The organism is Chryseobacterium lactis (assembly GCF_003815875.1).
GTDB classification, from domain to species: Bacteria; Bacteroidota; Bacteroidia; order Flavobacteriales; family Weeksellaceae; genus Chryseobacterium; species Chryseobacterium lactis.
In genome coordinates, this window is record NZ_CP033924.1 from 5,003,584 (window position 1) to 5,016,832 (window position 13,249).

General features: G+C 38.2%; 8 protein-coding genes. 4 read left to right on the plus strand and 4 right to left on the minus strand.

Going from position 1 to position 13,249, the window contains the following annotated elements; all coding sequences use genetic code 11:
• The first annotated feature begins 15 nt into the window (after positions 1-15).
• From EG342_RS22300 to EG342_RS22315, 4 genes are all read left to right on the plus strand, one after another.
• Positions 16-1,044 (plus strand): methionine ABC transporter ATP-binding protein, encoded by a 1,029-nt coding sequence (locus EG342_RS22300; RefSeq protein ID WP_103290157.1) that lies wholly within the window; start codon positions 16-18, stop codon positions 1,042-1,044.
• The gene (gene metI, locus EG342_RS22305) at positions 1,037-1,693 is read left to right on the plus strand and encodes a methionine ABC transporter permease MetI (RefSeq protein ID WP_103290160.1); all 657 of its coding nucleotides are present in this window, start codon (positions 1,037-1,039) and stop codon (positions 1,691-1,693) included. Before EG342_RS22300 ends, metI begins: the two co-directional genes overlap by 8 nt.
• 76 nt (positions 1,694-1,769) lie before the next feature.
• Positions 1,770-2,576 carry a methionine ABC transporter substrate-binding lipoprotein MetQ gene (metQ, locus tag EG342_RS22310; protein WP_103290163.1) on the plus strand — a complete coding sequence of 269 codons (807 nt, stop codon included), beginning with the start codon at positions 1,770-1,772 and terminating at the stop codon, positions 2,574-2,576.
• Positions 2,577-2,849: 273 nt separating this feature from the next.
• Complete coding sequence (locus EG342_RS22315) at positions 2,850-5,111, plus strand: glycoside hydrolase family 3 C-terminal domain-containing protein (protein ID WP_103290166.1); 2,262 nt, start codon at positions 2,850-2,852, stop codon at positions 5,109-5,111.
• 431 nt (positions 5,112-5,542) lie between these two features.
• Here EG342_RS22315 and EG342_RS22320 read toward each other — a convergent pair whose 3' ends face one another.
• The 4 genes from EG342_RS22320 to EG342_RS22335 form a co-directional block, all read right to left on the minus strand.
• On the minus strand, positions 5,543-7,723 hold the full coding sequence (locus EG342_RS22320; RefSeq protein WP_103290169.1) for an outer membrane beta-barrel family protein: 2,181 nt from the start codon (positions 7,721-7,723) through the stop codon (positions 5,543-5,545).
• Positions 7,724-8,060: 337 nt separating this feature from the next.
• The gene (locus tag EG342_RS22325; protein WP_103290171.1) at positions 8,061-8,612 is read right to left on the minus strand and encodes a DUF2652 domain-containing protein; all 552 of its coding nucleotides are present in this window, start codon (positions 8,610-8,612) and stop codon (positions 8,061-8,063) included.
• Between the two features lie 58 nt (positions 8,613-8,670).
• On the minus strand, positions 8,671-10,083 hold the full coding sequence (locus EG342_RS22330) for an efflux transporter outer membrane subunit (RefSeq protein ID WP_246008688.1): 1,413 nt from the start codon (positions 10,081-10,083) through the stop codon (positions 8,671-8,673).
• Positions 10,084-10,100: 17 nt separating this feature from the next.
• Positions 10,101-13,241, minus strand: a complete 3,141-nt coding sequence (locus EG342_RS22335) for an efflux RND transporter permease subunit (RefSeq protein ID WP_103290176.1) — start codon at positions 13,239-13,241, stop codon at positions 10,101-10,103.
• Between the last annotated feature and the right edge of the window lie 8 nt (positions 13,242-13,249).

Below are 13,249 nucleotides of genomic sequence, written 5' to 3' on the forward strand. Positions count from 1 at the left end.
ATGTAAAACATCAGAATGATAGAAATCAGAAACATATCAAAAACGTTTCACCAGAAAAAACAGTCTTTCAAAGCACTGGATCAGGTGAGCCTTACTATAGATAAAGGAGATATTGTAGGAATTATCGGATTTTCAGGTGCAGGAAAAAGCACTCTGATCCGTACGGTAAATTTATTGGAAAAGCCGGATCAGGGACAGGTGATTATCAATGGAAAGGATTTTACCCAATTAAGCTCAAAGCAACTGGCCGAAGAGCGTAAAAAAATAGGAATGATTTTCCAGCATTTCAATCTTCTTTCTTCAAGAACCGTTTTTGATAATATAGCACTTCCTCTGGAACTGGATCATCTCAGCAAAGAGCAAATCAATAAAAAAGTAAATGAATTATTGAAAATCGTAGGCCTTGAAGATAAAGCCAGCGACTATCCCAAAAGTCTGTCCGGAGGTCAGAAGCAAAGGGTAGCAATCGCAAGGGCATTAGCCAATGATCCTCATCTTCTACTCTGCGATGAAGCTACCAGCGCCCTTGACCCGGTAACCACACAGTCTATCTTACAGTTGTTGAGAGACATCAATCAAAGGCTTGGCATTACCATTCTTTTGATTACCCACGAAATGGAAGTGATCAAAGCGGTCTGCAACCACGTTGCCGTTATAGACCACGGAAAATTATTAGCAAAAGGAACTTTAAGTGAGATTATTTCGGATAAAGAAAATCCGGTAATCCGACAATTTATAAATTCAGACGTCATGACCCTGCCACAGGAAATCAGTAACAGACTGCAGAAAGAACCAAAAGAAGGTTTGTTTCCGCTGGTCGAAATAGAACTTAACGAAAATATCAGTGTTGAACAAATTCTTTCAGCCCTATACAACCAATATAAAATTCCATATAAACTATTGAAAGCTGATGTAGAGTATTTTGGGAATTCCAATTTTGGAAAACTGCTGTTGCAGCTTCAGGGCAAAACGGAAGAAAATCAGCAGGCTATCTATTATTTCAATCAAAATAAAATTCAAAACACAGTAAAAGGATATGCTTAGTGATACGGTAATTGCTCTTTTAGCAAAAGGAGCCTGGGAAACGGTTTATATGACATTTGTTTCAGGATTTTTTGGATTTGTACTAGGACTTCCGGTGGGAATTATGTTATTTTTAACCAGAAAAGGACAACTGCTGGAAAATACGTTATACCATAGAATATTATCTGTTATGGTTAATATTTTCCGTGCCATTCCCTTCATTATTTTAATTGTATGGATGATTCCTTTTACAAGAATTTTGGCAGGAACCTCTATTGGAGTGAACGCAGCCCTTGTTCCATTAAGTGTTGGTGCAGCCCCGTTTATCGCAAGATTGGTAGAGAACAGCCTTATTGAAGTTCCTCACGGACTGATAGAAACGGCCAGAGCTTTAGGTGCATCACCTTTCCAGATTATCAGAAAAGTATTGCTTCCGGAGGCACTTCCTTCTCTCATCAATAATGCAACCATCACATTAATTACTTTAGTGGGCTACTCTGCAATGGGAGGAGCTGTAGGAGCAGGTGGATTAGGACAGGTCGGTTACCAGTACGGTTATATCGGATATGATATTGTTATTATGAATACGGTTCTTATTTTGCTTGTTCTGCTGGTATTTATCATCCAGTTTGCCGGAGACCGGTTTTCCAAGCATTTTGACCACAGATAATTAGAAGGTTTTAGATAAGAAGATTTAGCGTTCAGTGTTTTACCTCTTCTTTGCCCTTAATAATAAATAAAAAAGAATGAAAAAAATAAAGATCATAGGTTTATTAACAGCAGGACTTCTTCTATTCAATGCTTGTTCAGGGAGAAAAGATGATCCGAATTTCATCAGAGTTGGAATCACTTACGGACCGGAACAGGAAATTGCTGAAGTAGCCAAAAAAGTAGCTAAGGAAAAATACAATCTGGACGTGGAACTCATTCCTTTCAATGATTATGTCGTTCCCAATGAAGCTTTAACCAACGGTGATATTGATGTCAATGCCTTTCAGCATGTTCCTTATTTGACGGAACAATCAAAACAAAGAGGCTACAATCTTGCGGTAGTTGGTAATACTTTCGTCTATCCTATTATTGCTTATTCAAAAAAAATCAGCAATATCAATCAGTTGCAAAATGGCAATACAGTTGTTATCCCTAATGATCCAACAAACGGAGGACGTTCATTACTATTATTGCAGAAAAGCGGTTTATTAAAACTAAGAGATGGTGTTGGGCTTCTTCCCAAGGTTACAGACATCACAGAGAATCCAAAGCAGCTGAATATTATGGAGATTGAAGGTGCACAAATTCCAAGAGTTCTTGATGACAGAGATGTTGTGGTGGGAATTATCAATAACAATTTTGCGGCTCAGGCCGGTTTAGATTCAGAAAAACAAGGTATTTTAAAAGAAGATAAAGATTCCCCATATGTCAATGTAGTGGTGGCAAGACAGGACAATAAAAACAGCCAGAAAGTCAAGAATTTTGTGAAGGCTTATGAATCTGATGAAGTAGAGAAAAAAGCAAAAGAAATTTTCAAAGGAGGAGCTGTGAAAGGCTGGTAGTTTTTAGCGAGAGAGTTTGAGAGTAAAATTGTTTCAACGGCAGTTCTATTTTCCACTTTCTTTTATTTTAGTCTCAACAAAAAAAATTTATCTGAAGAAGCATATAATTTGCTATTCTGCTTTTTCACTACGATCGCCTAAAATCGCCTTTAATTAATAATTACTGTCAACGAACTGCGTGGACAGTTTTTTTATGGGTTATTTTTATTTTCTCAATTTGAGATAATAATGAAAATTTTCGTTATTTTTGTTTCAATCAAATAAAAAGGCATTATGTTAAAGAAAACCGCCATCGTAAGTTTATTCACTCTTATTTCTGTTTCTTATATGGCTCAGAACACTACCCTACCCGTTTATTTAGATGAATCCAAGCCTGTGGAACAACGTATTCAGGATGCGCTTTCACGGATGACGCTGGAAGAAAAAGTGGCTATGCTGCATGCACAGTCAAAATTTAGTTCGCCGGGCGTTCCGAGATTAGGAATTCCCGAATTCTGGACAACAGACGGCCCTCACGGGGTACGTCCGGAAGTGATGTGGGACGAATGGGACCAGGCCGGATGGACCAATGATTCTATTATCGCTTATCCTGCTCTCACCGCTTTGTCAGCGACATGGAATAAAAAAATGTCATGGAATTACGGTAAAGCTTTAGGTGAAGAAGCACGTTACAGAAAAAAAGATATTCTTCTGGGACCCGGAGTCAACATTTACAGAACTCCCCTGAACGGAAGAAATTTCGAATATATGGGTGAAGATCCTTATCTGACCTCAAAAATGGTGGTTCCTTACATTAAAGGAGTACAATCAAACGGTGTGGCTACTTCTGTAAAGCATTTTGCATTAAATAACCAGGAAATGTTCCGTCACACAAGCAACGTGAATGTAGATGACAGAACCTTGTATGAAATTTACCTTCCTCCTTTTAAAGCGGCAGTAACAGAAGGTGATTCATGGACAATCATGGGAGCATATGATATGTATAAAAACCAGTATGCCAGCCAGAATCAATACCTTTTAAACGATATTCTGAAAAAGGAATGGAAGTATAATGGCGTGGTAGTATCAGACTGGGGTGCGGTAAACAATACGGAACAGGCTATTCATAACGGGTTGGATCTGGAATTTGGTACCTGGACAAACGGACTTTCGGCAGGAACTAAAAATGCTTACGACAATTACTTTTTAGCAAAACCTTATCTGGATTTAATTAAATCAGGAAAAGTAGGAACGACTGAGCTTGATGACAAAGTTACGAGACTTCTTCGTCTTGCTTACAGAACAACAATGAACCGAAACAAACCTTTCGGAAATATCGCTTCTGAAGATCATAAAGCAGTGGCAAAAGAAATTGGAGAAGAAGGAATGGTCTTATTAAAAAACCAAGGAAATGTTCTTCCAATTGATCTTAATAAAGCTAAAAGAATTGCTGTTATTGGCGAAAATGCCATTAAAGTAATGACTGTTGGTGGCGGATCTTCTTCACTAAAGGTAAAATACGAAACCCTTCCACTAGACGGAATCAAATCCAGATTCGGAAAACAGGCCGATGTACAATATGCCCGAGGTTATGTAGGAGATACCGGCGGTGAATACAACGGCGTAAAATCCGGACAAGATCTGAAAGACAGCCGTTCTGAGACTGAATTATTGAATGAAGCGGTGGAATTAGCCAAAAAATCAGACTACGTCATTTTCGTAGGAGGTTTGAATAAAGCAGATTTTCAGGATAGTGAAGGAAATGACAGAAAGAGCTACGGACTTCCTTATAATCAGGATAACGTAATTTCTGCGTTGGCAAAAGCTAATAAAAACCTGGCTGTAGTTTTGGTTTCAGGAAATGCTGTCGCGATGCCATGGATCAAAGAAGTTCCGACAGTTATCCAGAGCTGGTATCTTGGTTCTGAAGCAGGAAATTCGATCGCGTCTGTCCTCGCCGGTGATGCTAACCCTTCCGGAAAACTTCCGTTTACCTTCCCTGTTAAGCTGGAAGATAATTCTGCGCATCAGCTTGGAGAATATCCTGGTCAAAAGGATGAGTTTGCTGCAGGAAAAGGAAAAGATCAGAAAAACCCGATCAATATTACATATAATGAAGGAATCTTCGTAGGATATCGTTGGCATGATACTAAAAACATCAAACCATTATTCAGTTTTGGACATGGATTGAGCTATACAACTTTTGAATTCGGAAAAGCAAAAGCCGACAAAACAGCAGTCTCTCAAAATGGCACCATTACCTTTACCGTAAGTGTTAAAAACACAGGTAAAAAAGCAGGAGCGGAGGTTGCACAGCTTTACATCAGTGATTTAAAATCCTCAGTTCCCCGCCCTTCAAAAGAATTGAAAGGTTTTGAAAAAGTATTTTTAAATCCCGGAGAACAAAAAGAAGTAACATTCACTATTGATAAAACGGCACTGAGTTATTTTGACGCGGATAAACATGACTGGGTAGCTGAACCTGGAGATTTTGAGGCTTTAATCGGTAATTCTTCTGATGCGATCAAAACGAAAGTGAAGTTTACGCTTCAATAAAATTGAGAGTTGAAAGTTGAGAATGTGTTCAAAACGATCAATATCTGGAAGTTTCAATATAGAGATAAAAAACAGGTTCCTGATTGGGATCTGTTTTTCTTTTGCTTATCCATTTTATTTAATCTGATTTTATTTATTTCGCTCGCGGATCTCGGAGATTACACAGTTTTTTTTTGATCTGCTCAATTTGCTAAATCTGCGTGAGGGTAAAATTAAAACGCAAATTTTACTCACTTTACAACAAATAGTCTGGAAACCGAACCTTTGCATCAAAGTAAAATTGTGAATGTATTTTATTTTCGCTCGCAGATTGAGCAGATTTTGCAGATTTTTTTTGATCTCTTCAAATTTGACAGATCTGCGAGAGACTATTAAAAATAAAAAAGCGGACTCCCAAAGAAGATCCGCCCACACATTTAACAAATTTAGCTTTATTTTCCTCCGCCGGCATTTTTCTCGACATCGGTTTTAGTATTTTCTTTTACTTTCTGATTTCCAAAGCGTTTTACGAACGTAAGTGCTACCCCGTACCAATCCCATTTCGAATACTCTCTAAACGTACCATCCGGACTATAAGTCGTATTATCACCTGAAGGTCTTTTAAAGATATTCATCAGCTGCATACTCAGCTCCATTTGAGTTTTTGGGAATATTTTGGTGACTGAAATATTATGGAAAACGTTGGTATTGTTCGCATATGAATTTCCATTGTTTTGATTCGCAATCTCCATCCAGGCACTCAGGTTGATATTTTTGTTGAAAAGATTGGTGTATGATAAATTGGCAGAACCTCCCCAATAACTGATATAGTTCTTACCTCCCAATTTATTTTTTTCATTAAAATCTTTATTATTGATGTAGTACCATCCAAATCCGACATTGACATTCAGCTTGTTTTTCAGAAAATTCTGATTGGTATTGGCAAAAAGATAGTATTTTTCCACCTTTCCATCGAAGTTTCCGGGCAAGGAAACAGTTCTTCCATTTTCAGTAACATAGGTTGTCCAGTAATCCTGATTGGTATGCATATATCTTGCAGAGATAAAGTACTTTTTCAGAATTCCGAATTTTAGATAAAGACGATCGTTAGGATTCGGATTTAAATATAAATTTCCTCTGGAATATGTTCCATTGATTTCCGGCATCAGGAATGGATTAAATTCAGAATACCAAGGTCTCCATATGCTTCGGTTATAGGTAAAACTCACATCATATTTATCCGAAAAAGTATATTTCAGCAATAGATTGGGTAAAAAAGTTCCATACGATTCCTTTCTCTCTGTTCCTGCTACATCCTGCCCAACTTTGAAATCAATATATTCATATCTTATTCCTATTCTTGTTTCCAGTTTTTTGAAAAATGTTTTACTGTAATTGGCATACAAAGAGCTCAGATTATCTTTATAGTGGAATCTGTCATTTTTAGAAAGATTAAAATATTCCGAGTTGGGATCGTTGATACTGGATCCATACAAATTATTAGGAATCACGTGATTATTAAGCTCGGTCTTTCCGCCCACTTCTATAGTACCTCCCGATTTACCTAAAGGTTGTGTATAATCTATTTTCAGGTAATAATTACGCATCTCATTCGTACTGATAAATCCCAGCTGCTGCGCTGTTTTTACTCCCTGCTTATCTGTTATTTCCTTGTCAATTAAATTATCATTGTTATTGCTGGAATAATTGGTTCCTAAATTAATATCTAAAATTTTATTTTTTTCCTTATCATAGTATTTGTAAAAGGCATTCGTCCCTAAGTTACGGCTGAAACCCCAGGTATTTTGCATCTGATGAAAAGAATCACCAGGGTTCCCATTCAATGAAATCCTTCCGTCAGATTCGGCCAAAGATAAATTTCTGTTCTGTGAATACTCCAGCACAAATCCGATATTATTTTTGTCGTTGATTGCAAATTCTGAAGTAGAGGAAAGTGAAGGACTCTCATTTCTCATTATATTTTCCAGACTGAATTGGGTAAGTTTATTGTTTTCAAACCGATTGTCCCAGGTCTCTGTCTTCTGGACATAATTTCCGCTATTATAACTTCCTATAAAGGTTTGGGTAAACTTTTTTTTATGATAATTCAGGTTAAAATTCGTGTATTGAGAGTTTTTGGTACTTTGTCTGTTATTCAAAGAAATACTTCCCTTCATTCCTTCATCATCTCTCTTTTTAAGGACAATATTAATCACAGATCCTGAAGTTTCATATCGGGAAGACGGACTGGTAATGACCTCAATCTTCATAAGGTTATCAGCAGGAATAGTCTTAAGATATTCTTTTAATTCCTTCCCTGTAAAAACTGATTTTCTGTCATTGATATATACCGTAACGTTTTGTCCCTCCGCTTTTACATCATCATTATTATTGATGCTTACCAATGGGGTCATTCTAAGGACATCCCAGGTCGTATTTCCTGCTACTATAGAACTATTGGAAACATTAAAAACGGTTCTGTCTACTTTAGATTCAACGGTTGGTTTTCTGGCGACAAGAGTAACTCCTTCAATTTCTTTCGCCTCTGCTTTTACAGTATCTTTCACAGCCTTGGTTTGAGCAAAAGTGCAAGTGCCCATTAATACCGCGATTGGAAATAAAATTATTTTCATGTGAGATTATAGTTTATCCTATAAGACCATTCACATACTGTATTTGTTACATCGAAAAATAAAAAAAACGAAATAAATATTTAATTTCCAACGACATAACCATGATTAATTTTAAATAAAAAACAATTATAATTAAAAAAAAGTAATAATATATCAATATAATAAATTCGAAATAATTTTCAATTTGCCAAATTATCAAAAAATAGCATTTTCCTTATAATTGAAAAATTCATAATAAAAATTGTAATAAACTTAATTATTAATCAACAAAAATGCCCGGATCTCACCCGGGCACCTAGCAAAAGCAAATTTACAAGGATTAATATTAAAAAATATGCTAGTTTATATTTTCAAAATAGTGAATGGCACCTACTTCCTCCTGATGAAAACCTTCTTCAGGAAAAGCTGCTTCTTGTTTTTTACTGTTTTCAAGGAAAGAATTGGTGTATAAAGCATAAGAAGGCTGTTCCGCCAACCCGTTTTTAAGGAGCTGATGGGCTTCCACTATTGTTTTTCCGTATAATTTTCTGAAATTCCCAATATTATATTGTGAAAATGTACCGTAATGAACGATAAACTTCAGAGACAGATCAATAGTTGTACTCAGACTCTTACTGAGTTCTTCTATTTTCTTGTTGAAGGCATTTCGCATTTTTTTGAGTATCCCTGAAATATTCTGATAAGACGGCTGCTCATCATAGCGATAGAACAAAATGGCGTCTCCTTCAATCTCTGAAATTTCAAAATAGCGATCATTCATGTCAATCAATGTAGAGAGCAATTCCCTTACAATATACTCTCCTGTGTATAATTTTGTATTAAACACAAATTCCGTAAATCCGCTGAAATCCGGAATAAGAATAACACCCTCCTGTATATTTGTTTTCATAATAGTATAGATTAAAAACCTGCTGTATCATGATAGACGAAGCAGGTTCAATTTTACTTTATTGCCATCCTCCGCCTACAGATCGATAAAGAGCTGTTATTGCATTCAGGCGCTGAGTTTTCAGGGAAGCCAGATCCAGCTCTGCCTGAAGTTTATTGGTTTGCGCAATGATCACCTCAACATAAGTAGCTGAATTATATTTAAATAACAAATCTGCCTTCTTTACTGCTTCACCGGATTTCATCGCCAGTCCTTCAGCAATCTTTTGCTGCTCTTCCAGCTTTTGAATTTGTACCAATGCATCAGAAACCTCTCCCACTGCTTTTAAAACAGACTGCTTAAAGCCGATTTCAGCCTGATCCGCCAATACTTTTGACTGTTCATACTGTGTTTTCAATTGTTTGCCGTTCAAAATAGGCTGGGCAATAGCTCCAGCTACCATCCCGAACAAGGATCCCGGAATATTAAACCATTGGCTCAACTGAAAGGCATTCACACCACCCTGCGCCGTAATATTCAACGAAGGGTACATGCTTACTTTTGCCACATGAATTGCCGCTGCACTTTTCCTTACGTCCAGTTCGGCAGTTCTTATATCCGGTCTGTAGCTCAATAGTTCCACGGGAATTCCGGCTGAAATTTTATCCGGAGATTGTACATTATTCAAACCGGCACTTCTTTCAATTTTTCCCGGCATCGAACCTGTCAATACGCTCAAAGCATTTTCCTGTGTGGCTACAGAACTCTCAATAGCCGGAACAGATTTTAAGATCTGATCTTTCACGATTTCCTGTTGCTGCACAGCTAAAGCTGTTGTCAGCCCAAGTTCCTGTTGTTTGGCAAGAAATTTCAAGGTATTATCCGCATAGACGAGATTGGATTTTGTAATTTCCAGCTGAGTATCCAGCATCAATAAATTATAATACCCCTGTACTACTGCTGCAACAACCTGTGTCTTTACAGCATTGGCCGCTTCCTTAGTCTTAAGATATTCTACCAGAGCCTGCTCTTTCCGACCCTTAATTTTCCCCCAGATATCTGCTTCCCATGATAGATTGACAGAAGCAGTATAGTTTTCAGTATATTTTTTCCCGCCAAACTGCGCTGCCGACATTCCGCCCATACTATTGTCCGAAGAACGAGTGATATTTGCGTTAGCACCAGCACTGAGTATCGGTACATTTCCCCATTTACTTTGATCGTATGCCAGAGAAGCAAACTCTATTTGTTTTATCGCTACCAAAAGATTATTGTTCTGCACCATTGCTTTGTCAATCAGTCCAACCAAAACAGGATCTTTGAAAAAATCTCTATAACTGATTTTAGCAATGTTTTCATTCTTTTCCGCAACAACACTGTCGTTTCTGAAGTTTTCAGGCATTTTGACTACCGGTTGTTCATATTTCTGAACCCCACATGAAACGGCGGTTCCTGAAATGAGTGCGATATATGCTATATTTTTAAATTTCATTTTTAAAATCATTTGAATTAATATTCCCAATCCGCATCCGTCACTACTCTTCCGTTGATTCTTTCATGTAAAAACTGGAATACTACAAAGAGAACAGGAACCACAAAAATTCCTAAGATCGTTCCGAAAAGCATCCCCGAAATGGCAGCGTACCCAATAGAATGATTTCCTAATGCTGAGGGTCCTACTACAAATAGAAGAGGAAGCAATCCCGTAATAAACGCTAATGAAGTCATCAAAATAGGACGCAGACGGGCCTTTGCTCCTTCAACAGCCGACGCCGTAATACTTTTCCCCGCGCGGCGTCTCTGAATAGCAAATTCCACAATCAAAATACCATTCTTCGCTAAAAGCCCGATCAACATTACCATGGCAATCTGAACATAAATATTATTCGAAAGATCAGCGAACGTAATTCCAACAAAAACACCCGATAAACCAACCGGAATAGCAATAAGCACTGCAAATGGAAGGATATAACTTTCATACTGTGCAGATAAAAGGAAGAACACAAACACAATACACAATCCGAAAATCATTACGGATTGGGAACCGGAGCCAGCTTCTTCACGGCTCATTCCCTTGTAATCATAAGTATATCCCGGAGGAAGTACCTGTTTGCTTACTTCTTCAACAGCCGCCATAGCCTGACCTGTACTGTATCCCGGAGCCGGCATTACCGTTAAATTGGATGAATTAAAGAGATTAAAACGAGCTACCACTTCAGCTCCCGTCACCTGTTTTAAACTTACCAATGTATTTACAGGAACCATTCCGCCCGTATTATTTTTCACAAAAACTCCGTTCAGGGATTCTTTATCCTGTCTGGTCTCCGGAGAAGATTGTACCAATACTCTGTAATACTTTCCGAATCTGTTGAAATCCGATGCCTGAATACTTCCATAATATCCCTGCATCACCCCTAGCACATCTGAAACATTGACTCCAAGCTGCGCAGCCTTCACCTCATCTACCAGTACTTCAAACTGAGGATAGCTCACATCGAAAGTGGTAAAAGCTACCGCTACTTCAGGCCTCTGCATCAAAGCTCCCATCATTCCATAGGTAATATTTCCTAAATTTTGAAGTTCCCCATTGGTACGATCCTGAACCACAAGTTCCATCCCACTGGTATTTCCGAAACCATCCACTGTTGGAGTATTAATCACAAGGAAATTAGCCCTTTTATCCTTAGAAAGCATTCCCTGAGTCTGTCCAATAATGTCATTGATATTATTAACAGCCCCTCTCTCGCCTCCTTTTTTTAATTTAACGAAAATAGAAGCTGCTGACGATGACATCGACCCACTGAATAAATTAAGCCCATCAACTGAAATAACCTTTTCTACCGCAGGGTTTTTCATCAAAAGATCTTCCGTGTCCGAAACTACTTTTGAAGTTCTGTCCTTAGAAGCTCCGGGAGCCAGATTAGCTGTCACGATGATAAAACTCTGGTCTTCATCGGGAATAAATCCTTTAGGAGTAGTCATCGACATCCACGCAAACAATCCTCCGAATGCTACAACGATGATCAGTGCAATCCATTTTTTCTTTAAAAGAAATAATATTGCTTTTCCATAACGGAATGTCAGTTTATTAAAACTTGCATTAAAGCCTGCAAAGAAGCGGTCTTTAAAATTCATTTTTTCGTGAGTCCCTCCATGATGTTGTTTTAAAAATAAAGCACATAATGCAGGGCTTAAAGTCAATGCATTGATCGCAGAAATAACAATTGCGATAGCCAATGTCAAAGCAAACTGCTGATAAAACAATCCTGTAGAACCACTCATAAATGCTACCGGAACGAATACCGCAGACATAATTAAGGTAATGGAAACAATAGCCCCTGTAATCTCACTCATAGCCGACATCGTGGCAGCCCTCGGATTCAGTTTTTTATGTTCCATTTTAGCATGAACTGCCTCTACGACTACAATGGCATCATCCACAACAATACCAATAGCCAGTACCAGGGCAAATAATGTCAGGATATTAATTGAGAATCCAAAAATCTTTATAAAGAAGAATGTTCCTACAATAGACACGGGAACTGCAATCGCCGGAATCAAAGTAGAACGTAGATCCTGTAAGAAAATATACACGACGATAAATACCAGGATAAATGCTTCTATCAAAGTATGAATTACCTGTTCGATCGACTGATCCAATGCTTCTTTTGTAGCATACGGAATCTCATAGCTCATTCCTTCCGGGAAAGACTTCTCCAGTTCTTTCATTCTTTCCTGCAGGGCGATTTGCACCTCATTGGCATTCGATCCTGCCATCTGGAACATTGCCATCGTTACTGAAGGTTTTTTGTTAAAATTGGAGGAAACAGTATAACTATATGCCCCAAATTCAACTTTGGCAATATCTTTTAGTTTTAAAACAGAACCATCACTTAAAGCTTTTATGGTAATATTTTCATATTGCTCAGGTTCCGTGAATTTTCCTTTGTAGCGAAGTACATATTCCATTACCTCCTTACTTCTTTCTCCGAATCTTCCGGGAGCTGCCTCCAGGTTTTGGGTCTGAATCGCCCGTGAAACTTCTGCCGGGGTCAGATTATAGGAGGCCAGTTTATTTGGATCAAGCCAGATACGCATTGAATAATCTTTATTTCCGTACACCATCGCGTCTCCTACTCCCTTCACTCTTTTCAGTTCCGGTACAATATTAATTTTCGCATAATTTTCCAGGAAAAGATCACCCATCTTACCATCTTTACTGGTCAGTGATACCATAGCAATCATACTGTTCTGTCTCTTTACCGTGGTAATCCCTGCCTGAATAACCTCTGCGGGAAGCTGATTGGTCACCTGGGCAACCCTGTTCTGAACGTTGATAGCTGCCTGATCGGGATCTGTACCCAATTTAAAAATAACGGTAATACTTAACGTTCCGTCGTTACTGGCATTCGACGTTATATAATCCATATTTTCCACTCCATTGATGGCGTTTTCCAAAGGAGGTGCCACCGATCTTGCAATCGTTTCAGCATTTGCTCCCGGGTATACCGCAGTTACCATAACGGTAGGTGGCGCAATATCCGGAAACTTTGTGATCGGCAGGCTCACCATACCGACTATCCCCAGAATAACAAGCAACACGGAAATAACCGTTGCCAGTACAGGTCTTTTTATAATTTTCTTTAACATGATTTCTT

Bases quoted from the DNA above. Each gene is read 5' to 3' on its own strand.
- EG342_RS22315 (WP_103290166.1), top strand. From the start codon at position 2,850: ATGTTAAAGAAAACCGCCATCGTAAGTTTATTCACTCTTATTTCTGTT.
- EG342_RS22325 (WP_103290171.1), bottom strand. From the start codon at position 8,612: ATGAAAACAAATATACAGGAGGGTGTTATTCTTATTCCGGATTTCAGC.
- metQ (WP_103290163.1), top strand. From the start codon at position 1,770: ATGAAAAAAATAAAGATCATAGGTTTATTAACAGCAGGACTTCTTCTA.
- metI (WP_103290160.1), top strand. From the start codon at position 1,037: ATGCTTAGTGATACGGTAATTGCTCTTTTAGCAAAAGGAGCCTGGGAA.
- EG342_RS22320 (WP_103290169.1), bottom strand. From the start codon at position 7,723: ATGAAAATAATTTTATTTCCAATCGCGGTATTAATGGGCACTTGCACT.
- EG342_RS22335 (WP_103290176.1), bottom strand. From the start codon at position 13,241: ATGTTAAAGAAAATTATAAAAAGACCTGTACTGGCAACGGTTATTTCC.
- EG342_RS22300 (WP_103290157.1), top strand. From the start codon at position 16: ATGATAGAAATCAGAAACATATCAAAAACGTTTCACCAGAAAAAACAG.
- EG342_RS22330 (WP_246008688.1), bottom strand. From the start codon at position 10,083: ATGAAATTTAAAAATATAGCATATATCGCACTCATTTCAGGAACCGCC.